The sequence below is a fragment of the Neobacillus terrae genome, from assembly GCF_011393025.1.
GTDB lineage: Bacteria > Bacillota > Bacilli > Bacillales > Cytobacillaceae > Neobacillus_A > Neobacillus_A terrae.
This window is the reverse complement of sequence record NZ_JAAOEO010000004.1, coordinates 284681-310802: the sequence shown is the minus strand read 5'-3', so window position 1 is coordinate 310802 and position 26122 is coordinate 284681. Positions and strand designations below refer to the sequence as shown.

Sequence of the window (26122 nt, the reverse complement as noted above, 5' to 3'; positions counted from 1 at the left end):
TATCCTGGGCTCTATAATAGAGTAAAGAGAAACAAAAGTAGGGGTGAGCACAAGTGTCATTTATTCACCTGCAAGTATATAGTGCTTATAGTCTGTTAACCAGCACTGCCCGAGTGGAAGAGCTGGCGAGAGCAGCAAAAGATAGAGGTTTTTCAGCGATAGCCCTGACAGACAGGAATGTGATGTACGGCACCGTCGCTTTTTATAAAGAATGTATGAAGAATAATATAAAACCTATTTTGGGGCTTACTGTTGATGTAGCTAACGCTGAAAATGGCAGTTCTCCGCTTGTTTTGCTGGCTAAAAACCTTGAGGGATTTCATAATCTTATAAAAATCTCAAGTGTTGTCCAAACAAAGTCCCCTGAAGGGATTCCATTAAAGTGGTTAAGACACTATACAAATGGATTGATAGCCCTAACTCCGGGAAAGGATGGGGAAATTGAAAGGCTGCTTCTTCAAGGCGAAAAAGACAAAGCCAGAGAGCAGGCAGAGCAATGGGGAAGTCTTTTTGGCAGGGAAAACTTTTATCTATCCATTCAAGACCATTCCTTAGGGTTCGAAAAGGCACTTAACGAAAAAATATTTGCCATTGGGAAGGAATTGGGAATTGGCATTGTAGCATCTAACCAGGTTCATTATCTAAACAAAGAGGATGCTTTTGCCCAGGAGTGCCTGCTGGCAATTAAAAATGGAGACAAGCTTCAGGATGACCACAGAGATAGATTGGCCAGTGACCAATATTACTTAAAAACTGAAGCAGAAATGGTAAATTATTTATCAGAATACCCTGACGCCATTAAAAATTCTGTTCACATTGCTGATAGCTGTAATGTGGTATTGGAACTTGGAAAAAAACAGCTTCCTAAATACCCTGTTCCTAACGGCAGGAATGCAGAGGACTTTCTCAATGAATTATGCTTAGAAGGTATGAAAACACGTTTTTCAGCCCCAGGAAAGGAATACATCGACAGACTGACATTTGAGCTGGATATTATTAAAAAAATGAAGTTCAGCGATTATTTTCTAATCGTTTGGGACTTTATGAAATACGCCCGGGAAAATAATATCCTAACAGGACCGGGGCGTGGTTCAGCAGCTGGCTCGCTTGTTGCTTATGTTTTGCAGATAACTGATGTAGATCCCATTGCCCACAATCTCTTATTTGAACGATTTCTAAATCCCGAACGGATTTCAATGCCTGATATTGATATTGATTTCCCTGATCACCGCCGCGATGAGGTTATTCAGTATGTTGCCCATAAATATGGAGAACTGCATGTTGCCCAAATTACTACGTTTGGAACAATGGCAGCTAAAGCTGCTTTAAGGGATACCGGAAGGGCATTTGGGTTAAACCCCAAGGAATTGGATCAGTTGTCCAGGCTTGTTCCATCACGTCTTGGAATCAATCTTAAAAATGCGTTTTCAGAGTCTGAAGCATTACGAAGCTTTGTAAATGAAAGTCCTATCAATCAAAAACTTTTTAAAACTGCCAGTATGCTTGAAGGACTGCCAAGGCATACATCTACCCATGCAGCAGGTGTTATTATCAGCGAGCTTCCCCTTGTCGATATGGTTCCCATTCAGCAGGGTCATGGACAGGTCTATCTTACACAATATACAATGGAACATCTTGATGAAGTAGGCTTGCTTAAGATGGACTTTCTTGGTTTAAGAAATCTATCCCTCATCGAGTCCATTTTATTGTCAATCCAGCGTAAGGAAGGTAAAAAAATTGATATTAGAAGTCTCCCCTTAGAAGACGAGGACACGTATGAACTGCTTGCCAGGGGAGAAACAACAGGGATTTTTCAGCTTGAATCCGAAGGAATGAGGAAGGTTTTAATGAGGCTGAAGCCTACAAGGTTTGAAGATATTGTAGCTGTCAATGCCCTTTATCGGCCAGGGCCCATGGAAAATATTCCTGTGTTTATTGGACGGAAACACGGCACAGAACAGGTGGAATATCCGCACCCTCATCTCAAGTCAATTCTATCCAATACATATGGAGTCATTGTATACCAGGAACAGATTATGCAAATTGCATCCATCATGGCCGGATTTTCTCTTGGAGAAGCCGACTTATTAAGAAGAGCAGTTTCTAAAAAACAAAAGGAAACACTCGACAGAGAAAGAGAACATTTTGTTCAGGGGGCGCTTCAAAAGGGATATGACAAACTGCTTGCAAATGATATTTACGATTTAATTGTTAAATTCGCCAACTATGGATTTAACAGGAGCCATGCAGTGGCTTACAGTTTGATTGCTTACCAGCTCGCTTATTTAAAAACTCATTATCCAGTGCATTTTATGGCTGGCCTGTTGAGTACAGCCATGGGAAATGAGACTAAGACTGCCCAGTATGTCCGGGAAGCCAGGCAGAAGGAGATTACGGTCCTTCCTCCTTCTGTTAATAACAGTCCTTTTTCTTTTGGTGCTGAAAACTCTGCGATCCGTTTTGGACTTGGGGGAATCAAAGGAGTTGGAGCAACAGCACTCAAAGAAATTTTTCAGGTTAGAAAAAAGAAAAAATTTGAGGATTTATTTGATCTTTGCCTTCGCGTTTCTCAAAAGGTCTTAAATCGAAAAACGCTTGAAGCATTAGTTTACTCAGGATGTCTTGATGAATTTGGGGAAGATCGTGCCGTACTTCTGGCCAGTATAGATGTTGCAATTGAACATGCCCAGCTAGTTAATCCGGATGATGCCAGCCAATTACAGCTTTTTGCAGAAGAAGCCATGATGCTTAAGCCAAAATATGTTGAGGTGGATCCAATTCGGCTTGAGGATAAGCTTAACTTAGAAAAAGAAGTTCTGGGATTTTATCTTTCAGACCATCCTGTTTCTATTTACGAAAAGGAACTTAAGGATAAAGGAGCAGTTGCCTTATTTGGTGAAATAAATAAGGGAAAACGCTGTTCAGCAGGTGTTTATATTACAGCTTCCAAAAAAATCCGAACTAAAAAAGGCGATTCAATGGCTTTTTTAACAATAAGCGATTCAAGCGGTGAAATGGAAGCCGTTGCTTTTCCTGATGTGTACCGAAAATTTTCCGCAGTCCTTGGACAGGGGAATTTGGCGGTAATAGAAGGAAAGGCTGAAGAGCGCGGAGGAGAATGGCAATTTATTATCCAACGTGCCGATCTGCTTTCCGAGTGGCTTAAATCACATGCTTCCCCGCAAACTGTATTATACTTAAAAATTATTAAAGAGATGGAAAAACCGGCGTTTCTTCAGGAGCTTAAACAACTTTTTGGCAAGTATAAAGGCAATACTCCTGTTGTTCTTTATTACGGGGGTTCCAAAACAACCGTCAGGCTGACTAAAGAAAGCTTTGTTGCTCCAGGGCCGGTTTTCATTACTCTTCTCAAGGATTTGCTGGGCGAGGAGAACGTTATTTTAAGAGATTAATTCTTTACATCTATACAGGATATGTTATATTGGTTAATAGACATTCGTGGTCTGACCACTAGAAATTCATTTAATAATTTAATATTTTGCCTATAACCTTTTTTGATAATCAAAGGAGTGACATTGCTTTGACTTTACGTGAAGAAGCTTTGCATATGCACCGCATTCATAGAGGAAAACTGGAATCAAAATCAAAAGTTTCTGTCCAGAATGCAAAGGATTTAAGTCTTGCTTACTCTCCAGGAGTTGCAGAACCTTGTAAAGAGATATATGAAAAACCTGAAACAGTATATGATTATACTATGAAGGGCAATATGGTTGCTGTTGTATCAGATGGAACTGCCGTACTCGGTCTAGGTAATATTGGCCCTGCAGCTGCACTCCCTGTTATGGAAGGTAAAGCTGTATTGTTCAAGAGCTTTGCAGGCGTTGACGCTTTTCCAATTTGCCTTAATACAACAGATGTGGAAAAGATTATTGAAACAGTAAAATTGCTAGAGCCTACTTTTGGCGGTGTAAACCTTGAGGATATTGCAGCACCGAACTGTTTTGTCATAGAGGAAAGGCTGAAAAAAGAAACAAATATTCCAGTTTTCCATGACGATCAGCATGGGACAGCTATTGTAACAGTTGCAGGTCTAGTCAATGCTCTTAAAATTACGGGCAAGAAGATGACTGAGATTAAGGTTATTGCCAATGGCGCAGGTGCAGCTGGCATAGCCATTATAAAGCTTCTTTACAGCTATGGTGTCCGGGATATCATTATGTGTGATACAAAGGGTGCTATTTATGAAGGCCGTCCACAAGGCATGAACGCAGTTAAGGACGAAGTCGCTAAATTTACAAACCGTGAGAATACACATGGAAATCTCGAGGATGTCATAAAGGGTGCAGATGTCTTTATCGGAGTTTCTGTTGAAGGTGCATTAACTAGCGAAATGGTTCAATCCATGAACAAAGATGCCATTATTTTTGCAATGGCAAATCCGGTTCCTGAAATTATGCCGCATATAGCAAGGGAAGCGGGTGCTAGAGTTATCGGAACGGGGCGTTCCGATTTCCCTAACCAAGTGAATAATGTCCTTGCTTTTCCTGGTATCTTCCGTGGGGCTCTTGATGTGCGTGCTACCCATATTAATGAAAAAATGAAAGTAGCTGCTGTTGAAGCTATTGCCAGTTTAATTCGTGAAGATGAACTTAGTGAAGATTACGTAATTCCTGGACCATTTGATCCTCGGGTTGCCCCTGAAGTAGCTTCCGCTGTAGCTAAAGCGGCAATGGAGACAGGTGTCGCCCGCTTAAAGGTAGATCCTGCGGAAGTAAAAGAAAAAACGATGAGGCTTGCAATTATCGGAAAAGGCGAGTGATAAAGCCATCGTGAAAGATACAAACCAAAGCTCCAAAGTATATATTGAAATTGTTAAGCAGTTAAGGGAATTGATCACTACGAACCGTTTGAGTTCCGGTGACAAAATTCCTTCCGAACGCGAATTATCAGAGCGCCTAAATGTTGGGCGTTCTTCAGTTCGGGAAGCGCTCAGAGCATTGGAATTGCTTGGACTGATTGAAACCAGAAGGGGAGAAGGTACATTTTTAAGAGATTTTCGCGGACACCATCTTGTCCAGCTCCTTAGTACCTTTATTCTGGAAGATGAAAAAGCAAAAAGAGATGTTATTGAAACTAAATATTATATCGAGATGGATTGCCTTCAGCTTGCATTAAAAAGGCAAAATGCGGATAGTCTTCAGCTTTTAAGGGACAAGGTTGAACATAGTTATGCTGTGAACGATGATGAATTTTTTTATCGGATCATTGAAATGGCGGACAACCATTTATTCCTCAGAATGTGGATCATATTAAAGGATTATTATAATTCTTTAATGTTTAAAGAAGAGCAGCATTCAAAAGACGGATATATAAGGCTCATAGAAGCAATCGAAGCAATGGACGTAGCTGAATTACTGTCTGCCTATCGTCAGCTTAGAAATTTGTCGATTTCCGCCGACAAAATCTAACAGTTTTTTAGAGAGGTTTACTTTATAGTAAACAAGACGAGCCTACTAACAAGCAGGGTAGGCGCTTTTTATACAAAGAGTGGTCTGACCACTCGGGGATAGACGAATGGGAGAAATTTAGCCATTATCTTGGCTTTACGAATGAGGGAGGTTTCACCTTGCTGAAAGAACTTTTCACAAAGACTAAGAAGAAAAAATATGCAACGATTCCTTCAGAAACAGCCAAGCAGGATTTACCTGAAGGAATAATGACGAAATGTCCTGATTGCAAGAAAATAATGTATACAAAAGAATTATTGAAAAATCAAAAGGTATGTCTGCATTGCGGACATCATCATCAAATGGATTCGGCCGAGCGCCTCGAAAGTTTCTTGGATGAGGGCACTTTTATTGAAATTCATGAAGATATGATCTCCAGGAATCCGCTTAATTTCCCTGATTATTTGGAAAAACTTGAGAAAGACAGGCAAAAAACAGGTATTAATGAAGCTGTAGTTACAGGAATGGGAAATGTGAACGGCTTGCCTGTAGTGGTGGCTGTTATGGATGCTACCTTCCGTATGGGAAGCATGGGTTCAGTAGTAGGAGAGAAAATCACACTGGCTATTGAAAAAGCAGATGAATTATCTGTTCCTTTTATTATCTTTACAGCCTCTGGCGGTGCACGTATGCAGGAGGGTGTTATCAGTCTAATGCAAATGGCCAAAACCAGTGTAGCGCTGAAAAGATTCAGCGATAATGGCGGATTGATTATTTCCATTATGACCCATCCTACGACTGGAGGGGTTTCTGCTAGCTTTGCTTCACTGGGGGATTATAATTTTGCTGAACCAGGTGCATTAATCGGTTTTGCTGGAAGAAGAATCATTGAACAAACCATTAGAGAGGATCTGCCTGAAGATTTCCAAACGGCGGAATTCCTGTTAAAGCATGGCCAATTAGATGCCGTAATTTCACGGCTTGAATTAAAAGAAAAAATTGGTTCGCTGCTTTCAATCCATCAGCCTGGGGGTGAACTAAATTGGTAGGGGAATTGGAATTTGAAAAGCCGATTATTGAGTTAAGAAAAAAAATAATCGAACTTAGAGAGTTCACTAAAACAGCTGATGTGGACTTTACAGCTGAAATAGAAAAGCTTGAGGTACGCCTTGAAAAGCTGGAAAAAGATATTTATGAGCATTTAAAGCCATGGGACCGTGTTCAAATTGCCAGACATCCTAACAGGCCAACCACTTTGGATTATATTGACTTTTTGTTTGAAGACTTCTTCGAATGTCATGGAGACAGGACCTTCGCTGATGATGAAGCAATTGTTGGAGGTGTAGCAACCTTCCAAGGCCTCCCTGTAACTGTTATTGGACATCAAAGGGGTAAGGATACAAAAGAGAATATACGCAGGAATTTCGGTATGCCTCATCCTGAAGGCTATAGGAAGGCTTTAAGGCTGATGAAACAAGCTGAAAAGTTTAAACGACCAATTATTTGCTTTATTGATACAAAAGGGGCCTATCCAGGAAAAGCTGCCGAGGAACGGGGACAAAGTGAAGCAATTGCCCGTAATCTATTTGAAATGGCTGGTTTAAAAGTACCAGTGATTTCAATAGTAATTGGGGAAGGCGGAAGTGGAGGAGCTTTAGCTCTTGGTGTAGGAAATTATATTCATATGCTTGAAAACTCTACTTACTCTGTTATATCTCCTGAAGGAGCAGCCGCAATACTTTGGAAGGATGCTTCTCAAGCAAAGCGTGCAGCCGAATCAATGAGAATTACTGCTCCTGATTTAAAAGAACTTGGTATAGTTGATGAAATAATTCCAGAAATAAAGGGCGGAGCCCAGAAGGATGTTAAACAACAAGCATCTGAAATTGAAGCAGTTCTTAAGGACTCATTAAAAAAGCTGCTGCAGCTCAATGAAAGTGAATTAATTTCCGGCCGATATGAAAAATACAGAAAAATTGGGGACTTTTCGTTTTCGGAAGAGGCCATCGGGGTAAATTAACAGCGTGCTCTTAGGAGCACGTTTCTTTTTGATATTCACAAAAAGTTAACACATTAACAGAGTGAATTCGCTTACACCCACTTATTAAACGCTTTCATTTAACGAATAATTCCGTCTATTGGTTTTAGCACCATGATAAGGTTGTTATAGGCTTTTCTTCATGTTATTTTAGAAATATTCCCGGTTATTATGTTTATAATAAGAAGATAGAAGGTCAAAGAGAAAGATTATATTTATTAATATTTACATATTTTAAATCGACCTATGGGGTGATATGTATGAAAAAAATAGGCGTACTTACTAGCGGAGGAGATTCACCAGGCATGAATGCAGCTATCCGTGCAGTTGTCCGGAAAGCTATTTATCATGATTTGGAGGTATATGGAATCTACGGAGGATATTCCGGCCTTATCACCGGAAACATAAAGAAACTTGAATTAGGATCAGTTGGAGATATTATTCATCGTGGCGGAACCATGCTTCAATCTGCACGCTGCCTTGAATTTAAAACCAGAGAAGGCCAGCAAAAAGGAATTGAACAATTAAAAGCACATGGTATTGAGGGACTTGTAGTAATAGGCGGAGACGGTTCCTATCGGGGAGCAAAGGCGCTAACAGAACAAGGATATCCCTGTGTAGGGGTTCCAGGAACTATCGATAATGATATTCCTGGCACTGAATTTACGATCGGTTTTGATACTGCATTGAACACAGTTATTGATGCAATTGATAAAATTCGTGATACAGCAACTTCACATGAAAGAACTTTTATTATTGAAGTAATGGGCCGTGATGCAGGAGATATCGCTCTTTGGGCAGGTTTGGCAGGCGGAGCTGAAACGATTCTGATCCCGGAAGAAAATTATGATATGCAGGAGATTGCTGCAAGGCTTCGTAAAGGACATGAACGAGGCAAAAAACACAGTATTATTGTCATTGCTGAAGGCGTATACGGTGCAGTTGATTTCGCAAAAAACCTTGAGGAAGCAAGTGACTATGAAACACGGGTCTCTGTTTTGGGACACATCCAGCGCGGCGGTTCCCCAACTGTTCAGGATCGGGTGCTTGCCAGCCGTCTTGGTGCCAGAGCTGTTGAGCTGTTAATGGAAGGCAAAGGCGGACGTGCAGTAGGAATTGAGAAAAACCGTCTGGTTGATTATGACATTATTGAGGCTTTAGCAAAAAAGCATACACTTGACCTGAATATTTATAAGCTTTCACAGGAATTATCTATCTAAGCTGGTTAGAAGAACAAGGAGGAAACAAAATGTTACGCAAAACTAAAATCGTCTGTACGATAGGCCCGGCAAGTGAAACTGTTGAAAAGTTAACTGAGCTCATCAATGCGGGTATGAACGTTTCCCGTTTAAACTTTTCACACGGGGATTTTCAAGAGCATGGCCAGCGTATCCAAAATATTCGTATAGCTGCGGAAAACACAGGCAAAAAAGTAGCAATTCTGCTAGATACTAAAGGTCCGGAAATTCGTACAAATAATATGGTAAATGGTGCAATAGAACTGACAGCTGGAAATAATATTATTGTTTCCATGACTGAAGTTGAAGGTACTACAGATAAATTTTCTATTACTTATCCAGGTTTAATTGAAGATGTCCATGTTGGTTCAAAAATTCTTCTTGATGACGGATTAATAGGTCTTGAAGTTACAAAGATTGATAATGCTGCTGGGGAAATTCATACACGAATTTTAAACAGCGGTACATTAAAAAATAAAAAGGGTGTCAATGTACCTGGAGTATCTGTTAACCTTCCAGGAATCACAGAAAAGGACACACAAGATGTTCTTTTCGGTATTGAACAGGGCATTGATTTTATTGCAGCTTCTTTTGTCCGCAGAGCAAAAGACGTTCTCGAAATCAAACAGTTATTAGAAGAAAATAATGCTACTCACATCCACATTATTCCTAAGATTGAGAACCAGGAAGGCGTGGACAATATCGATGAAATTCTGGAAGTTTCCGATGGCTTAATGGTGGCCCGTGGTGATTTGGGTGTTGAGATTCCAGCAGAAGAAGTACCTTTGGTTCAAAAAATGCTTATCAAAAAATGTAATGCTCTTGGAAAGCCGGTTATAACAGCAACTCAAATGCTGGATTCCATGCAGCGTAATCCACGCCCAACCCGTGCAGAAGCTAGTGACGTAGCTAATGCCATTTTTGATGGTACAGATGCTATCATGCTATCTGGTGAGACTGCTGCCGGGTCGTATCCTGTGGAAGCTGTTCAAACCATGCATAATATTGCTTCCAGAGCTGAACAAGCACTAGACCACAAAGAAATTCTTTCAAACCGCAGTAAGGATACAGAGCATAATATGACAGATGCAATTGGTCAATCTGTTGCTCACACAGCATTAAATCTTGAGGTTAATGCAATTGTTACTCCGACTGAAAGCGGGCATACTGCGAGAATGATCTCTAAATACCGCCCTAAGGCACCTATAGTTGCTGTTACTGCAAATGAAGGGGTTTCAAGAAGATTAAATCTTGTTTGGGGTGTTTATCCGCAACTGGGTAAGGAAGCCTCCACTACTGATGAAATGCTTGATGTAGCAGTTGAGGAAAGTGTAAATAGCGGAATTGTTAAACATGGAGATGTAGTTGTCATTACAGCAGGGGTTCCTGTCGGTGAAGCAGGAACAACAAACCTGATGAAAATTCATGTTGTAGGGGATATCCTGGCTAAAGGACAAGGTATTGGCCGTAAATCGGCATACGGGCGTGTTGTCCTTGCGCAAAATGCCACTGAAGCCCTAGATAAAGTAAAAGTGGGCAGCATATTAGTAACCATCGGGTCTGACCGTGAAATGGTGCCTGCTATCGAAAAATGCAGTGCATTGATAACAGTTGAAGGCGGGCTTACCAGCCATGCAGCTGTGGTAGGATTAAACCTTGGTATTCCTGTCATTGTTGGTTTGGAAAATGCAATGGAATTATTCAGAGATGGCCAGGAAATTACAGTTGATGCTATGCGTGGAGTAATTTACAACGGGCACGCAAGCGTACTATAATTTAAAAAATGAAAGAAGGGGAACCCCCTTCTTTTTCTATATGCTTAAACTATAGGGGGGAAGATCATGCCATTATTAATTTTGCTAATTATTCTTATCCCTGCTGCAGATATTAGTATTTTACTTTTATCTGGTAAAGCCATAGGTGTTTTCCCAACTGTCTTCTTTATTTTATTCACCGGGGTATTAGGAGCCTATCTTGCTAAAAGCCAGGGGCTAAGAACGTTTCGGAGAGCCCAGGCTGAATTAAGATCCGGGCAAATACCTGGGGAAGCGGTTTTGGATGGAATCTGCATTTTGATCGGAGGAACCCTTCTTGTTACGCCTGGTTTTATTACTGATATCCTGGGATTCCTGCTTTTACTTCCCCCATCCAGGGTGTTATTCAAAAATCTTCTCAGAGGTTGGTTTAAAAACAAAATTAACAGAGGAAAAATAAAGATACTGAAATAAGAAAAGCGCAATTAGTCAACATACAGCTTTGTGACGAGCTGGAACATAAGCTTCTTTGAAAAAGCTTTGGCGCAGGAGCACTCGAGGTCGATGTTGACTTATCGTAGGGAGAAGCAGGATGGACACTAGCTGTACCAAGTATCATCTAACGGTCATACTTGATGCAAGATAAGCCCAGAAGCTGATCAAGGATGAAAACTCGCTGGGCGCTGGGGCTAGACAATTTAAAAGTAAAACTTTATACTTCTTATCATTTAAAAACAAAGGCCCTTCTGATCTATGATCAAATAGGGCCTTTTAATGGTTTGTTGGAATTTCCTGTTGATTTCCGCTCCAACGAAGGTAAGCTTCTTTGAAGGGTCATCAAAGGGACAGGCCGCCCTTTTGTCTGTCGCTAGCAGCTTGCTATCGGCGGGCAGTCAAGCTGTTGCCTGTAACTTCGTGAAAAGCAATTTGAATAGCTGCTTCGCTGACGAGCGATTGGGCTTACTCATATTTCACTTCCTTTGATATATATCCATAAATCCCGAAAAACATTGGCTCTCTTTAAGGCACTGAAAACAACAAGCACCACAGGCCCCAGAATCAGCCCCAAAAAGCCAATAGTTTTAAAACCGACAAACAAGGCGATTAATGTAGCCAACGGATCAAGACCAATGCTGGAGGAAAGAATTTTGGGCTCCATAATCTGCCTTTGGACAAGGACAATAATATACAGCACACCAAGCCCGATGGCCAGACCCATGTTTCCGCCTATAACCTCATAAATAATCCAGGGGACAAATACGGATCCCGTTCCCAGATAGGGAATAATATCAACAATTCCGCAAACAAGAGCAATGGTTACTGCATAATCTACACGAAGTACAAGGAGACCGACTAAAATAATAACGGTAGTAATTGAAATTAAGGTAAGCTGTGCCTTAAAAAAGCCAAAAAGCGCTTTTTTCAAATCAGCAAACACGGTTCGTGTACTCGCTATTGCTCTGTTGGGTAAAATTTTTCCACCGAATGCTGAAAACCTGTACCAGTCCTTGCTGATAAAAAAAGTAGCCAGCATCGAGAAAATGGTAATGGTTGCAGCGTTTGGAAACCAGGCAATAATAGTAGGGATACTTCCGAAAAAGTTTTTAATAAAGGAACCAATTGTTCCTCCAATTTGTTTTCCTACATTCTGGATATTCGCAACAATAGTTCCCTGCTGTCCTGCATCCAGTTTATTAAAGGCTCCTGCTATCTCGTTATAAAGGGGGATAATCTGTGCTGCTATTGTATCCTCAATGAAGGCTATGAGCGTATCAAGATGTTTTGGCACTACTGATGCAAGATAATTGGCCCCTGAAACAATTTCTGCAATCAAAAGGGTGACGAGTCCCGCAAAAACAGCGAAAAGAATGATCAGAGCTGCAAACACTGCAAGTGGCCGGGGCATCCTGCTTTTTTTCTCAAAGAAATTAACCAGCGGATTAATTAGGAAAGCCAAAATAAGTCCTATTAAAAATGGGTATGTTACCTTTGATAAAAAATAAAAGGCTAATGCTCCGCCAATTATGACCCCGATAACCAGAAGGAATCGCAAAATGCGGGCTATGTACACTGAATTCAAATCTAATCCTCCTAAATAATTTGTCTCTACTATAGATAGTTGTAGTTTATCATTTTTATGAAAAAATTGCATAATTTCCCACATGTGATATTCATTTGAGCCACAATTCTTTATAGCTTTTTTCATAAAGCGGAAGGCGGATTCTATATAGCTTTTACAAGCGGATAAATTATGGTGAAATAATTAGTTGTTGTATGAAAGGAGTAAAAAATCATGAGCCAGCCAATTGTTTTTCTGATTATGCTCTTGGTCATTGGATTAATTGCAAAAAATCAATCTTTAATGATAGCTGTTGGTGTTTTAATTTTATTAAAAATTATTGGATTGGAGGGGAAATCATTTTCTTTTTTGCAGTCTAAAGGAATAAACTGGGGTGTAACTATCATTACAATCGCTGTACTAGCTCCCATAGCAAGCGGGGAAATAGGCTTTCGGGATTTATCCAGTTCTTTTAGGTCACCTTTTGCTTGGATAGCACTTATTTCCGGAATTGTTGTTGCAATGCTTGCGAAGGGAGGAGTTTCTTTATTGTCAGAAGACCCTCAGATTACAACAGCTTTGGTTATGGGAACTATTCTTGCTGTTTCTGTGTTTAAAGGTGTAGCGGTTGGCCCCCTGATAGGTGCAGGGATAGCTTATACGGCCATGAGGATCATTGATTTTATAAAGTAGCCCATATTTCGGGGGCAAACCAATAAAAAAATTAAGGAAAGAGGCTGTTCCTGCAATGAAAAAATAGGTCTCTTTCCCTTTTATTTCCTAAAAAGAGTAACATTGCTTTTCTTGTAAAATAATAATTTTTTGTTTTTTTGGTGCTTTTCCATTCACAAAAATCAGATAATTGTTTATAATAGTTCTTGTAAGCGCATCCTTTTTTACATATACTTTATTTATTTGTTATATTACATGGGAATAGTATTTATTCCATGTAAACATTTAATCGTTTCCCGAGCGAACGCTCGACTAAGGTTACCAGATTAAAAGATTTTGAGAAGGGGTAAAAAGAAGTTATTCATCGGTCTGTGGATCGACAGGATCCAAACCTTCTTCATTTAATAAAGGTGCTCAGCTGGCCCGAAGATATGAAAAGGCATTCTGCAAGCAAATAAACGGCTTGGCTGCTTTTTAGCCGATAGATGTTTAAACAGACAAATGGGTAATGGGGAAATACGAATAAAAGGAGAGATTTTTATGACAGTAACAAGGGGTCTTGAAGGGGTAGTGGCAACAACTTCATCCATCAGTTCAATTATCGATGATACGCTTACCTATGTAGGCTATAATATCGATGATCTTGCGGACAATGCCAGTTTCGAAGAAGTTATTTACCTGCTATGGCACCGTAAACTTCCAACATTGACTGAACTAAAGGAATTAAAGCAGCAGCTTGCTGAAAATATGGAGCTTCCAAAAGAATTGCTGGAGCACTTTAAAATGTACCCAATCCAAAAAGTGCATCCGATGGCAGCGCTTAGATCTGCTGTTTCACTGCTTGGACTATATGATGAAGAGGCTGACGTAATGGAGGAAGATGCAAATCTAAGAAAAGCCATCCGCCTTCAGGCTAAAATGCCTGCGATCGTGGCAGCTTTTGCCAGGGTCCGAAAAGGCCTGGAGCCAGTTGCGCCAAGAAAAGATTTGGATTTTGCCGCTAACTTCCTGTATATGCTGTCTGGAAAAGAGCCTGAAGCTATCGCCGTTGAAGCATTAAATAAAGCATTAGTGCTTCATGCAGATCACGAATTGAATGCATCTACATTTACTGCTCGTGTCTGTGTTGCTACTTTATCGGATATTTATTCAGGTATTACAGCAGCTATAGGAGCGTTAAAAGGGCCTCTTCATGGCGGTGCTAATGAGGCTGTTATGAAAATGCTTAAGGAAATTGGAACGGTTGAAAATGTAGAGCCTGCTATCCGTGAAAAACTAAACAACAAAGAGAAAATTATGGGATTTGGCCACAGAGTATACCGTTTGGGTGATCCTCGTGCTAAGCATTTAAGGGAAATGTCCGAGAGGCTTACAAAGCTTACTGGCGAGCCACACTGGTTTGATATGTCTACAAAAATTGAGGCAATTGTGACAAGCGAAAAGAATCTTCCGCCAAATGTGGACTTCTATTCTGCATCCATGTACCACAGTCTTGGTATTGACCATGATCTGTTCACGCCAATTTTTGCTGTAAGCCGTGTATCAGGATGGCTTGCTCATATTCTTGAGCAATATGAAAACAACCGCCTGATTCGTCCGCGTGCAGAATATACAGGTCCAGGAATGCAGAAATACGTGCCTGTTGAAGACAGAGGGCTTTAATATTTTACTTTTTTCGAAAAAATTGATGTAATTAGAATGTACGGTAAAAGGTTAGGGGCTTTTGCCTCCTAACCTTTGATTAAGTATAAGATAACAGCAGTGGTGAATCTTGAGGCAGAAAGGAATAAACTATTCCGGGTTTGGCCTTTACTGGACAAGCTATGAGCCGGAGATCCACTTTTTTACTGACATTGGAGGGAGAAATAAACTATGCAAGGTGAAAAAATTACGGTAACAAACGGTGTATTAAACGTACCAAACAATCCAGTTATTCCATTCATCGAGGGAGACGGAACTGGTCCTGATATCTGGGCAGCTTCTGTACGTGTACTTGATGCAGCGGTTGAAAAGGCATATAAGGGAGAACGCAAATTTGTCTGGAAAGAAGTTTTAGCAGGTGAAAAAGCGTTCAATCAAACAGGTGAATGGCTTCCAAAGGAAACACTTGATGTCATAAATGAGTATTTGATTGCTATCAAGGGTCCTTTAACAACTCCTGTAGGCGGAGGAATCCGTTCCCTAAACGTTGCTCTGCGCCAGGAATTAGATCTATTCGTATGCTTACGTCCTGTAAGATGGTTTGAAGGAGTTCCTTCTCCTGTAAAACGTCCAGAGGATACTGATATGGTTATTTTCCGTGAGAACACTGAAGATATCTATGCTGGTATTGAGTATGAAAAAGGATCTGAAGCAGTTAAAAAAGTAATCAGCTTCCTTCAAAATGAAATGGGAGTTAATAAAATAAGATTCCCAGAGACGTCTGGTATTGGTATTAAGCCGGTTTCTGAGGAAGGAACTACCCGCCTTGTACGTGCTGCCATTAACTATGCTCTTAAAGAAGGCCGCAAATCTTTAACTTTAGTACATAAAGGGAATATCATGAAATTTACAGAAGGCGCATTTAAAAACTGGGGTTACGAGCTCGCTGAAAAGGAATTTGGGGACAAGGTATTTACTTGGGCTCAATATGACCGCATTAAAGAAGAGCAGGGTTCAGAAGCTGCCAACAAAGCACAGTCTGAGGCTGAAGCAGCAGGAAAACTTATCGTTAAAGATGCAATCGCTGATATTTTCCTACAGCAAATCCTTACACGTCCAAAAGAGTTTGACGTGGTTGCTACAATGAATCTGAATGGAGATTATATTTCTGATGCTCTTGCAGCACAGGTTGGCGGAATTGGTATTGCTCCTGGAGCAAATATCAATTATGAAACTGGCCATGCTATTTTTGAAGCAACGCACGGTACAGCTCCAAAATATGCAGGATTGGACAAAGTTAATCCATCTTCAGTTATACTTTCAGGAGTTCTTATGTTAGAACACCTTGGCTGGAACGAAGCTGCAAACCTTATCGTGAAGTCCATGGAAAAAACAATAGCTTCTAAAGTTGTAACTTATGACTTTGCAAGATTGATGGATGGAGCGACTGAGGTTAAAGCTTCTGAGTTCGGCGACGAACTTATCAAGAACATGGAATAAGAAGTTATCCCGCTTAATACCATAAAATAAATGTTTCTATTTAAAAGGGGCCTTTTTCGCAGAGGCCCCTTTACATAAGATGCTTTTTATACCTGCCATATTTACTTTCATTCAAGGAGGAGAATAAGATGACGAATACACGTAAAAAGGTATCAGTTATTGGTGGAGGATTCACTGGAGCAACAACTGCATTTTTACTTGCCCAGAAAGAGCTTGGCGATGTGGTTTTAGTTGATATCCCACAGGCTGAAAACCCTACAAAAGGGAAAGCATTAGATATGCTTGAGGCTAGTCCAGTCCAAGGATTTGATGCAAATATCACTGGTACTGCCAATTACGAAGATACTCGTGATTCCGATATTGTTGTCATTACTGCTGGTATCGCCCGCAAACCTGGAATGAGTCGTGATGATTTAGTTCAAACAAATCAAAAGGTAATGAAAAGTGTAACACAGGAGATTGTGAAGTATTCTCCTAACTGTACGATTGTGGTATTAACAAATCCTGTTGATGCTATGACTTATACAGTATTTAAAGAATCTGGTTTCCCTAAGAATCGTGTAATTGGTCAATCAGGAGTGCTGGATACTGCGCGTTTCCGAACATTTGTTGCTCAAGAATTAAACCTATCGGTAAAAGACGTTACAGGATTTGTTCTTGGCGGACATGGAGACGATATGGTTCCTCTTGTACGATACTCCTATGCTGGAGGCATTCCTTTAGAAACTTTAATTCCAAAAGAGCGTCTTGATGCTATAGTTGAACGTACACGCAAAGGCGGCGGTGAAATTGTTAACCTTCTGGGTAACGGAAGTGCCTATTATGCACCTGCAGCTTCCCTTGTTGAAATGTGCGAAGCAATTCTAAAAGACCAGCGCCGCGTTCTTCCTACCATTGCTTATCTTAAAGGTGAATATGGATATGATGGAATTTACCTTGGTGTGCCAACAATCCTTGGCGGAAATGGTATTGAAAAGGTAATTGAGCTTGAACTCAAGGAAGATGAAAAAGCAGCATTAGACAAATCGGCGGATGCGGTACGTAATGTAATGGCTGTTTTAGCATAATAAAAGTTTACAAACTGCCATCGGCGAAAGATACAACGAAAAAATTCGGGGAGAAATACAGCCCCGAATTTTTACTTCTGTTAAGTTGTAAACGTTTACGAAATATGAGGTGAGACTGATATGGTATTGGGAAAGAAAAGAAAGATTGGCAGAAGAATAGAGGAAATGTCTGTTGGCGAGAAACTATCCTTTACGGAAAAAATAGAAGATAAAGATCTTCTTTTATACCTTGGATTAACAGATGATGCCAACCCTTTATATATCCAGCATGATTATGCATCACAGACACCTTATCTAAAGCCAATTGTCCCCAGTATAATGCTTACAGGTATGATAACCTCAGCTGTTTCAAGGTATTTGCCAGGACCGGGAAGCCATATTTTAAGCCAGCAACTCGAGTTTCCGAAACCTGTTTTCCACTATGGAACGGTAGAGTTTCTTTTTGAAGTAACCGAAGTTGACAAGAAGAACCATTCGGTTGTCATTAAAGTTTCGGCTGAAAATGATAAAAATGAAAAGGTAATAGAAGGCCATATAAAAGTGTGCCCACCATTTAAGCTGCGGACAATGGATGGCGGAGCACTTGATAACTTTTAATTCTTCGCTTGCTAAGGCAGGGCTCCAGGATGGGGTGTCCTGCCTTTTTGCGTCCTTACAGCTTATTCCTAAATGGCTTTTTATGGTTTAGCTGTAACAGTATTAAACTGCATCAAGTTCAAACCATGCTTCTCCACGTTGCCCTATTTCTTTTATTTATTATATTATAGTTGTGAAGGGGTACAAAAAGGGGTTAATTCTTTTAGTGGAGGCTTTTATGAAAAACAAAGTGCTTGTTGTTGATGATGAGCAATCAATTGTTACCTTGCTACAGTATAATTTGGAGCAGGCAGGTTTTGATGTGATTACAGCGATGGATGGCGAGGAAGGAAAAGAACTTGCTCTGAAAGAAAAGCCAAACATTATTGTCCTTGATTTAATGCTTCCTAAGATGGATGGAATGGAAGTCTGCAAGGAACTGCGGCAGCAAAGAGTCATGACTCCTATTTTAATGCTTACAGCAAAAGACGATGAATTAGATAAAATTCTTGGCCTTGAACTGGGTGCAGACGATTATATGATAAAACCGTTCAGTCCGAGAGAGGTAATTGCAAGGGTAAAAGCAATTCTTAGGAGAACACAGAATCCGTCTGAAACGAACGAGGCAGAAACAGTAAGTGAAGGTACAATTATTATCGGAGATCTTCATTTATTCCCAGACCAATACGTTGCCGTGTTTAAAGGAGAGACCCTGGAACTGACCTTAAAAGAGTTTGAGCTTCTTTTATTCCTGGCTCAGAATAAAAACCGTGTATTAACAAGGGACCAGCTGTTAAGTGCTGTCTGGAATTACGATTTTGCAGGGGATACAAGAATTGTGGATGTCCATGTTTCTCATCTTAGGGAAAAAATTGAGGTTGACACCAAAAGGCCAGCCTATATCAAAACAATCCGTGGACTTGGATATAAGCTGGAGGAGCCCAAAGGGGAATGACCAGATTTCGCACAAAGCTTCTTATAGCTATTATTACATTAATCGCAGGTGTATTTTTAGGGCTTGGCATCCTGCTGGGACAATTGTTCAAAAATTATTATGTTCACTCTTTTAATGAGAGGCTGAAAAAGGAAACAGCCCTGTTAGAAAAGGAGATTATTGATAAAGGCGGTATTTCTTCTTTTAGTAGGAAGGACATTAATGAAATCAGCAACATGCTGGAGACAAGGATTACTCTTACAGACCGTCAGGGAAAAATTTTAATAGATACAGGAAAAACAGAGGGGGCCCAGGAAGGTCTTCATGAGGATATAATAAAAAAATCCATCCCCAAAAAGTCCTCGCGGCAAATCAGGCTTGACGTTCAGGATGGAACGGACCTTCATTATTACTGGAAACCAATCATAGAAAACCACAAAACTACTGGCTATTTGTTTATCAGTACGGAAACAGGTGAACTCAAAAAGGCTTACAGAGGTATATGGTGGCTTATCTCGGCTAGCCTTGGAATTGCCCTGGCTGTCATTTTCCTGCTGGGATCGAGGGTTGCTGCGAGATATGCGAAACCAATTGAATCCGCTACCCAGGTTGCGATCGAATTGGCAAAAGGAAATTATAGAGCAAGGACATATGAGGATAGTATAGATGAAACCGGAATGCTTAGTTCATCTATAAATGTGCTTGCCCGAAATCTTGAGGAAATGGTTAGAGCGCAGGAAATGCAGCAGGACAGGCTTAGCGCCCTGATAGAAAATATGGGAAGCGGACTTATTCTTATAGATAGCCGGGGGTATATAAATCTAATTAACAAGGGTTACAAGGAAATTTTTCATATCAATCCGTCAGATTATTTATATCAGCTTTATTATGAAGTTATTGAACATAAAGAAATATGCAGACTAATAGAAGAAATCTTTATGACCGAGCAAAAAGCCAGCAGGCAGATGTATCTTAACATTGGAATTGAAAGAAGATCCTTTCAGGTATATGGTGTTCCAATAATCGGTTCAAATCATGTATGGAAAGGTGTATTGCTGGTTTTCCATGATATTACCGAACTGAAAAAATTGGAACAGATGAGAAAAGATTTCGTAGCGAATGTATCTCATGAATTAAAAACGCCTGTAACTTCTATTAAAGGATTTTCGGAGACTCTTCTTGAAGGGGCCATGGATAACAAAGAAACCTTGGAGGCTTTTTTGTCGATAATTTTAAAAGAAAGCGACAGGCTTCAATCGTTAATACAGGACTTGCTTGATCTTTCAAAGATAGAACAGCATGGCTTCGCACTTAATATCACCCAGTTTAATCTGCTGGCTATTATTGAGGAAGTCATGACTATGTTAAGAAACAAAGCTGATTCTAAAGAAATAGAGCTGCAATTAGAGTGTTCGGAAGAGGAGCTATTTATAGAAGGCGATGTATACCGGCTGAAACAAGTGTTTATAAACCTTATAACCAATGCCATTGCTTATACTCCAACCAACGGAAATGTAAAAGTGAAAATCCAGGGAGTCAAAGAAAAAGTTTATGTAAGCGTAAAAGACACTGGAATTGGGATAGAAAAAGAGGAAATACCGAGGATATTTGAAAGGTTTTATAGAATAGACAGGGCGAGAAGCCGAAACTCCGGCGGAACAGGCCTCGGACTGGCAATCGTAAAGCACATTGTTGAAGCCCATCAAGGTAATATAACTGTTAAAAGCAAGGTTGGGACTGGAAGTCAATTTACGATCGAATTATTTAGGGATTGTCCGAGGAAATTGAAGTAATGGCTTTAGTGGAGGAAGGGAAAATTTACAGAATCTTTACAGAGAATTCATTTTCTATTAATACTTCTTCTGTAAGATAATAGCTGTAAGCCCCTTCATCCTAGGAGCCAAACAAGAAAGAGCGAAAGCAGACCCCGCTTTCGCTCTTTCATTTTATTGAAACTCACTAACCTTATAGGCGTAGCAATCCATACGTCGTTAAACTATCCCTTTGGAATTTCCTTAAACCCTCAATTTTCCTTTCCCTTTCCTATCATGATAAAATATTAAGGAAACTGCATCAAAGAATAATTCCTTTTAAATAGATGGCTTAATAAACGATTATATCAGGAGGAAACATTATGGAAAAAAAGAAATTGGTTCTTATAGACGGAAACAGTATAGCTTACCGTGCTTTTTTTGCCCTGCCGCTGCTTAATAACGATAAGGGAATACATACAAATGCAGTATACGGTTTTGCAATGATGTTAATGAAAATTCTGGAGGACGAAAAACCAACCCATATCCTGGTTGCTTTTGATGCTGGTAAAACAACATTCCGACATAAGACCTTTAGCGAGTATAAAGGCGGAAGGCAAAAAACTCCTTCTGAATTATCCGAACAATTTCCATTTATTCAGGAGCTCCTTGATTCGTACGGGATTTCACGATATCAGCTCGAAAACTATGAAGCTGATGATATTATTGGTACATTGTCCCTTCTTGGAGAAAAAGAGGGCTTCGAAGTTCGGGTAATTTCCGGTGACAAGGACTTAACACAGCTGGCCTCGGATAAGACCAGGGTTGGAATTACCCGAAAAGGGATTACAGATATTGAAGAATATACTCCGGAGCATATTAAAGAGAAATATGGGTTAACCCCTGATCAAATTATTGATATGAAAGGTCTGATGGGAGACCCCTCCGATAACATTCCTGGTGTTCCGGGTGTTGGAGAAAAAACAGCAATTAAGCTATTAAAGGAATTTTCAACGGTAGAAAATCTTTTAAATTCAATTGAGAGCGTAAGCGGCAATAAACTTAAAGAAAAGCTCTCAGAATTTAAAGAACAGGCTATCATGAGCAAGGAACTCGCTACAATCACAAGAGAAGCACCTGTAGAGGTTAATTTGAGCGAGCTGGAGTATGAGGGAATGATACGTGAAAAGCTGATTCCGCTGTTTAAAGAACTCGGCTTTAATTCGTTGCTGGACAAGCTTGGCGATGAGCCAGTTGAGCTTCAAAAGGAAGATATGGAAGAGATTGAGTTTGTCATTGTAAATGAAAATGATATTAATGCCGGCATGTTTACTGATGACAATTACTTTTATGTAGAAATGCTGGAGGATAATTATCAAACTGCAGATATAATTGGCTTTTCGCTTGTCAATGAAACGGGTCATTATTTCCTGCCTGCAGAAGCAGCGTTAAAATCCCCTGTATTTAAGGAATGGGCTGAGGACGAAAGCAAAACTAAAACAGTTTATGATGCGAAAAGGTCTGAGGTTTCACTCAGAAAGCGAGGAATCCATTTAAAAGGAAGTACCTTTGATGTATTTATTGCTCCATATATTCTTAACCCTTCTGAAGGCATAGAGGATATCGCATCCATTACAAAAAGATATGGAATAAATCTTGTGGATTCAGATGAAAGTTTTTATGGAAAAGGTGCAAAGCGAAGAATTCCGGAAGAGGAGAAGCTTGCAGAGCATCTTGTCAGAAAAAGCCTGGCAATGCAAGAATTGAGGGAAAAGCTTGAAAAAGAATTAATTGAGAATCAGCAGGAAGAATTGTTTCGCGAGCTTGAAATGCCCCTCTCACTTATTTTAGCCGACATGGAATATACCGGCATCAAGGTAGATGTTGAAAGGCTAAAAAAACAGGGACAGGAAATTAACCAGCGTCTGAAGGAAATAGAAAGCAGAATTTTTGAGCTTGCTGGGGAATCATTTAATATTAATTCCCCAAAACAGTTAGGCTTAATTTTGTTCGAGAAATTAAATCTTCCAGCCCTGAAGAAAACTAAAACTGGCTATTCTACATCGGCGGATGTTCTTGAAAAGCTGGCCGGCGATCATGAGATCATCGAACAAATTCTCGAATATAGACAGCTCGGAAAATTGCAGTCTACCTATATAGAAGGCCTTTTAAAGGTAATAGACCCTGCATCGGGAAAAGTTCATACCAGATTTAATCAGGCCCTGACTCAAACAGGAAGATTAAGCTCTACCGATCCAAACTTGCAGAATATCCCTATCAGACTTGAGGAAGGTAAAAAGATTCGACAGGCCTTTGTTCCTTCAGAAGAGGGCTGGCTGATCTTTGCCGCTGACTATTCACAGATTGAGCTGCGTGTGCTTGCCCATATTGCAAATGATGATAAATTAATACAGGCCTTTAAAGAGGATCTCGATATTCATACTAAAACAGCAATGGAAGTTTTCCATGTTGCCGCAGATGAAGTAACCTCCAATATGAGGCGACATGCAAAGGCAGTAAACTTTGGAATCGTCTATGGAATCAGTGATTTTGGACTGTCTCAGAGCCTTAATATTACACGGAAAGAAGCAGGAAGGTTCATAGAAAGATATCTGCAGAGTTATCCTGGTGTACAGGAATATATGGATGATATTGTTAAGCTTGCAAAGCAAAAAGGCTATGTAACAACTTTGATGCAGAGAAGAAGATATATTCCAGAGATTACAAGCCGCAACTTTAACCTGAGAAGCTTTGCAGAAAGAACTGCAATGAATACGCCAATTCAAGGTAGTGCAGCGGATATTATCAAGAAAGCTATGATAGATATGGCTGACAAACTCGCTGAACAAGGCTTAAAATCACGGCTTCTGCTCCAGGTGCACGATGAATTAATCTTCGAAGCACCAGAGGATGAAATTGAGATACTGAAAAAAATAGTACCAGAGGTCATGGAAAACGCTATTGAATTAAAAGTACCTCTAAAGGTGGATTATTCCTATGGTCCAACCTGGTTCGATGCCAAATAACTAAAAACAGCGATGAATTAGCAGGAGGAGATTAATATGCCGGAGCTTCCTGAGGTTGAAACGGTAAGGAGGACACTGCACCATTTAGTTCTTCACAAACAAATTAAAGATATCACTGTTCTCTGGCCAAAGATTGTTAAGAAGCCTGAAGAGGCCACGCAGTTTATTGATGCCCTAAAAGGAGAAACCATCCTTGACATTGGCAGAAGAGGTAAATTCCTGATTATTTACACTGACCATTTTGCCTTGGTTTCTCACTTGAGAATGGAAGGAAAATACGGACTGTATAAAGCAGACGAACCTGTTGATAAACATGTACATGTTATTTTTTACTTTAGTGATGGAACCGAGCTAAGATACAGGGATGTTAGGAAATTTGGAACCATGCATCTTTTCAAGAAAGGGGAGGAATTTTCTTTTCCTCCCCTCAGCCAGCTTGGCCCCGAGCCTTTCTCTGAAGATTTCACTGTTGAAATCCTGAATAGCAGACTAAAGAAAACAAACCGCAAGCTAAAAACGGCTCTTTTAGATCAAACAAATCTTGTTGGACTTGGAAATATTTATGTTGATGAAGCACTTTTCAGAGCGGGGCTTCATCCCGAACGATCCGCTAAGGAACTTACGGAGGAGGAAACAGCCAGGCTGCACCGGGAAATTATTGCAACACTAAGTGAGGCAGTGGAAAAGGGAGGAAGCACCATTCGATCCTATGTTAATTCACAGGGACAAATTGGAATGTTTCAGCTTGATTTACTTGTATACAGCCGTAAAGGAGAAGAATGTAAAACCTGCGGTAAACCTATTGAGAAAACAGTTGTGGGAGGAAGAGGTACCCACTTTTGCCCTAACTGCCAAAAACTTTAAATTTATGCTGAACAAAATATATAGCCATTGCCCTGTACATGTCCATTAACTTAATAATCCCAATTTTTGCTGTTGCTTTTTGAATGACACGGGAAAGGCTCCTTTCATATACTATCGTGATGATTGACAGGAAGGAGCTATTTTCATGGTTCACATTCTTTCACTTTTTATTCTCGCTTTTGCTGTCAGTCTTGACAGTTTTAGTGTTGGCTTTACCTACGGCCTCCGGAAAATGGTCATGCCCTTTAAGTCTGTATTAATTATTGCTGCATGCTCAGCTATCTCCCTTATGCTTGCGGTAACCATAGGGCATGGGCTTCAAAGGATTCTTTCGCCTGGGATTACAGCGGCACTTGGCGGTATGATCCTTATTATTTTGGGAGCCTGGGTACTATATCAATTTTTTAAGCCAGAAAAAAACAAAGATCAGGAAAGTGGCGAAAAAACAATAGTTAACTTTGAGATCCGTTCTCTGGGTCTTGTCATTAATATACTGAAAAGACCACTATCCGCTGACTTTGACCAATCAGGGACCATTACAGGCATAGAAGCACTTTTGCTTGGAACAGCACTGTCCATGGATGCTTTTGGGGCAGGGGTAGGGGCAGCAATGCTTGGATATCCCCCTTTTTATCTGGCTGCTTCTGTTGCAGTAATGAGTTCGCTTTTCGTCATTGCGGGAATCAAGAGCGGCACCTTTTTCTCAAAATGCGACTGGGTGCAAAAGCTTACATTCCTTCCAGGACTATTATTAATTATGATTGGAATATGGAAATTATAATCGCTGAAAGGATTTATCAATGGCACTAATAATCGGACTAACTGGCGGTATTGCCAGTGGAAAAAGCACAGTATCCAATATGTTTAAAGAAAAAGGAATTACGGTTGTTGATGCAGATGTTGAAGCACGTCTTGCGGTGGAAACAGGAGAACCTGCATATTTTAAAATCGTTGAAAACTTTGGTTCAGATATACTACTGCCAGATGGGAGTATTGACAGGCCGAAGCTCGGGTCTATAATATTTCATAATGAAGAGAAGCGGCGGGTGTTAAATGAGATTGTTCACCCTGATGTTCGCAGGCGAATGAATGAGAAAAAAGAAATAGCCGTTAATAGAGGAGAAAAAGCAGTTGTTCTGGATATCCCGCTATTATTCGAAAGCCGCTTGGAATACATGGCTGATAAGACTATTCTTGTTTATGTAGATGCCCCAGTGCAGTTGTCGAGGCTGATGAGCAGGAATGGTTTATCTAGGGAAGACGCGGAGGCTAGAATAATGTCACAAATGGATTTAAAGATAAAAATAAATTTGGCAAATGCTGTTATTGATAATAACGGTACGATAGAGGAAACAAAAAAGCAGTTAGACTCTATCCTGGAAAGCTGGATAAAGTGAATATAGTATAACACATTGAGAAGGATAGCCTTCTCTTTTTTTTGTTTGTATCCCTGTTAAACGCAGCTTTTAAAGGAGGGGAATATCGATATTCCATTAAAATAAATTAGATTTTTCATGGGAAATGCACTTTAGTCTAACGGTGTCTCGCATCCTTTGTACATAATCAAAATTTATATCCATCACTCATGAAAGCA

At 40.1% G+C, this 26122-nt stretch carries 20 protein-coding genes; 19 read left to right on the top strand and 1 reads right to left on the bottom strand.

Annotated features, from left to right (window positions below; genetic code table 11):
- Positions 1-53: 53 nt before the first annotated feature.
- From dnaE to G8761_RS08105, 8 genes are all read left to right on the top strand, one after another.
- Entirely contained in the window at positions 54-3413 is a 3360-nt protein-coding gene (gene dnaE, locus G8761_RS08140) for a DNA polymerase III subunit alpha (RefSeq protein ID WP_166025422.1), read from the top strand.
- Between the two features lie 128 nt (positions 3414-3541).
- Complete coding sequence (gene ystJ, locus G8761_RS08135) at positions 3542-4780, top strand: NADP-dependent malic enzyme (RefSeq protein WP_166025420.1); 1239 nt, start codon at positions 3542-3544, stop codon at positions 4778-4780.
- On the top strand, positions 4755-5429 hold the full coding sequence (locus tag G8761_RS08130) for a FadR/GntR family transcriptional regulator (protein WP_166025418.1): 675 nt from the start codon (positions 4755-4757) through the stop codon (positions 5427-5429). The genes ystJ and G8761_RS08130 overlap by 26 nt, the downstream gene beginning before the upstream one ends.
- Before the next feature lie 158 nt (positions 5430-5587).
- Positions 5588-6457 (top strand): acetyl-CoA carboxylase, carboxyltransferase subunit beta, encoded by an 870-nt coding sequence (gene accD / locus G8761_RS08125; RefSeq protein WP_166025416.1) that lies wholly within the window; start codon positions 5588-5590, stop codon positions 6455-6457.
- Positions 6451-7428: an acetyl-CoA carboxylase carboxyl transferase subunit alpha gene (accA, locus tag G8761_RS08120; protein ID WP_166025414.1), complete on the top strand. Its 978-nt coding sequence runs from the start codon at positions 6451-6453 to the stop codon at positions 7426-7428. Before accD ends, accA begins: the two co-directional genes overlap by 7 nt.
- Positions 7429-7706: 278 nt before the next feature.
- Positions 7707-8666: a 6-phosphofructokinase gene (pfkA, locus tag G8761_RS08115; RefSeq protein ID WP_166025412.1), complete on the top strand. Its 960-nt coding sequence runs from the start codon at positions 7707-7709 to the stop codon at positions 8664-8666.
- Between the two features lie 29 nt (positions 8667-8695).
- Complete coding sequence (gene pyk / locus G8761_RS08110) at positions 8696-10459, top strand: pyruvate kinase (protein ID WP_166025409.1); 1764 nt, start codon at positions 8696-8698, stop codon at positions 10457-10459.
- Positions 10460-10525: 66 nt separating this feature from the next.
- On the top strand, positions 10526-10912 hold the full coding sequence (locus G8761_RS08105) for an FxsA family protein (RefSeq protein WP_166025407.1): 387 nt from the start codon (positions 10526-10528) through the stop codon (positions 10910-10912).
- A gap of 490 nt (positions 10913-11402) precedes the next feature.
- Here G8761_RS08105 and ytvI read toward each other — a convergent pair whose 3' ends face one another.
- Positions 11403-12518, bottom strand: coding sequence for a sporulation integral membrane protein YtvI (gene ytvI, locus G8761_RS08100; protein ID WP_166025405.1), 1116 nt, complete (start codon positions 12516-12518; stop codon positions 11403-11405).
- A gap of 213 nt (positions 12519-12731) precedes the next feature.
- Here ytvI and G8761_RS08095 point away from each other — a divergent pair, with 213 nt between their 5' ends.
- From G8761_RS08095 to coaE, 11 genes are all read left to right on the top strand, one after another.
- Positions 12732-13190, top strand: a complete 459-nt coding sequence (locus G8761_RS08095; RefSeq protein WP_207789149.1) for a DUF441 domain-containing protein — start codon at positions 12732-12734, stop codon at positions 13188-13190.
- A gap of 519 nt (positions 13191-13709) precedes the next feature.
- Complete coding sequence (gene citZ, locus G8761_RS08090) at positions 13710-14831, top strand: citrate synthase (protein WP_166025404.1); 1122 nt, start codon at positions 13710-13712, stop codon at positions 14829-14831.
- Positions 14832-15041: 210 nt separating this feature from the next.
- Positions 15042-16310 (top strand): NADP-dependent isocitrate dehydrogenase, encoded by a 1269-nt coding sequence (icd, locus tag G8761_RS08085; RefSeq protein WP_166025402.1) that lies wholly within the window; start codon positions 15042-15044, stop codon positions 16308-16310.
- Between the two features lie 128 nt (positions 16311-16438).
- Positions 16439-17377, top strand: coding sequence for a malate dehydrogenase (gene mdh / locus G8761_RS08080; protein ID WP_166025400.1), 939 nt, complete (start codon positions 16439-16441; stop codon positions 17375-17377).
- A 120-nt stretch (positions 17378-17497) separates the two neighbouring features.
- Entirely contained in the window at positions 17498-17974 is a 477-nt protein-coding gene (locus tag G8761_RS08075) for a MaoC/PaaZ C-terminal domain-containing protein (RefSeq protein ID WP_166025398.1), read from the top strand.
- Between the two features lie 217 nt (positions 17975-18191).
- Complete coding sequence (locus G8761_RS08070) at positions 18192-18908, top strand: response regulator transcription factor (protein ID WP_166025396.1); 717 nt, start codon at positions 18192-18194, stop codon at positions 18906-18908.
- A complete protein-coding gene (gene pnpS, locus G8761_RS08065; RefSeq protein ID WP_166025394.1) occupies positions 18905-20680 on the top strand; it encodes a two-component system histidine kinase PnpS in 1776 nt (591 codons plus the stop codon). The genes G8761_RS08070 and pnpS overlap by 4 nt, the downstream gene beginning before the upstream one ends.
- Before the next feature lie 338 nt (positions 20681-21018).
- Entirely contained in the window at positions 21019-23664 is a 2646-nt protein-coding gene (polA, locus tag G8761_RS08060) for a DNA polymerase I (RefSeq protein ID WP_338000926.1), read from the top strand.
- Positions 23665-23700: 36 nt separating this feature from the next.
- A complete protein-coding gene (gene mutM / locus G8761_RS08055) occupies positions 23701-24528 on the top strand; it encodes a DNA-formamidopyrimidine glycosylase (protein WP_166025390.1) in 828 nt (275 codons plus the stop codon).
- Positions 24529-24673: 145 nt separating this feature from the next.
- Complete coding sequence (gene ytaF / locus G8761_RS08050; RefSeq protein ID WP_166025388.1) at positions 24674-25309, top strand: sporulation membrane protein YtaF; 636 nt, start codon at positions 24674-24676, stop codon at positions 25307-25309.
- A 19-nt stretch (positions 25310-25328) separates the two neighbouring features.
- Positions 25329-25925, top strand: coding sequence for a dephospho-CoA kinase (gene coaE / locus G8761_RS08045; RefSeq protein WP_166025386.1), 597 nt, complete (start codon positions 25329-25331; stop codon positions 25923-25925).
- The last annotated feature ends 197 nt before the right edge of the window (positions 25926-26122 follow it).

Coding starts and splice junctions, on each gene's coding strand:
- pfkA (WP_166025412.1), top strand. CDS start 7,707: ATGAAAAAAATAGGCGTACTTACTAGCGGAGGAGATTCACCAGGCATG.
- pyk (WP_166025409.1), top strand. CDS start 8,696: ATGTTACGCAAAACTAAAATCGTCTGTACGATAGGCCCGGCAAGTGAA.
- G8761_RS08105 (WP_166025407.1), top strand. CDS start 10,526: ATGCCATTATTAATTTTGCTAATTATTCTTATCCCTGCTGCAGATATT.
- G8761_RS08095 (WP_207789149.1), top strand. CDS start 12,732: ATGAGCCAGCCAATTGTTTTTCTGATTATGCTCTTGGTCATTGGATTA.
- citZ (WP_166025404.1), top strand. CDS start 13,710: ATGACAGTAACAAGGGGTCTTGAAGGGGTAGTGGCAACAACTTCATCC.
- icd (WP_166025402.1), top strand. CDS start 15,042: ATGCAAGGTGAAAAAATTACGGTAACAAACGGTGTATTAAACGTACCA.
- mdh (WP_166025400.1), top strand. CDS start 16,439: ATGACGAATACACGTAAAAAGGTATCAGTTATTGGTGGAGGATTCACT.
- G8761_RS08075 (WP_166025398.1), top strand. CDS start 17,498: ATGGTATTGGGAAAGAAAAGAAAGATTGGCAGAAGAATAGAGGAAATG.
- G8761_RS08070 (WP_166025396.1), top strand. CDS start 18,192: ATGAAAAACAAAGTGCTTGTTGTTGATGATGAGCAATCAATTGTTACC.
- pnpS (WP_166025394.1), top strand. CDS start 18,905: ATGACCAGATTTCGCACAAAGCTTCTTATAGCTATTATTACATTAATC.
- mutM (WP_166025390.1), top strand. CDS start 23,701: ATGCCGGAGCTTCCTGAGGTTGAAACGGTAAGGAGGACACTGCACCAT.
- ytaF (WP_166025388.1), top strand. CDS start 24,674: ATGGTTCACATTCTTTCACTTTTTATTCTCGCTTTTGCTGTCAGTCTT.
- coaE (WP_166025386.1), top strand. CDS start 25,329: ATGGCACTAATAATCGGACTAACTGGCGGTATTGCCAGTGGAAAAAGC.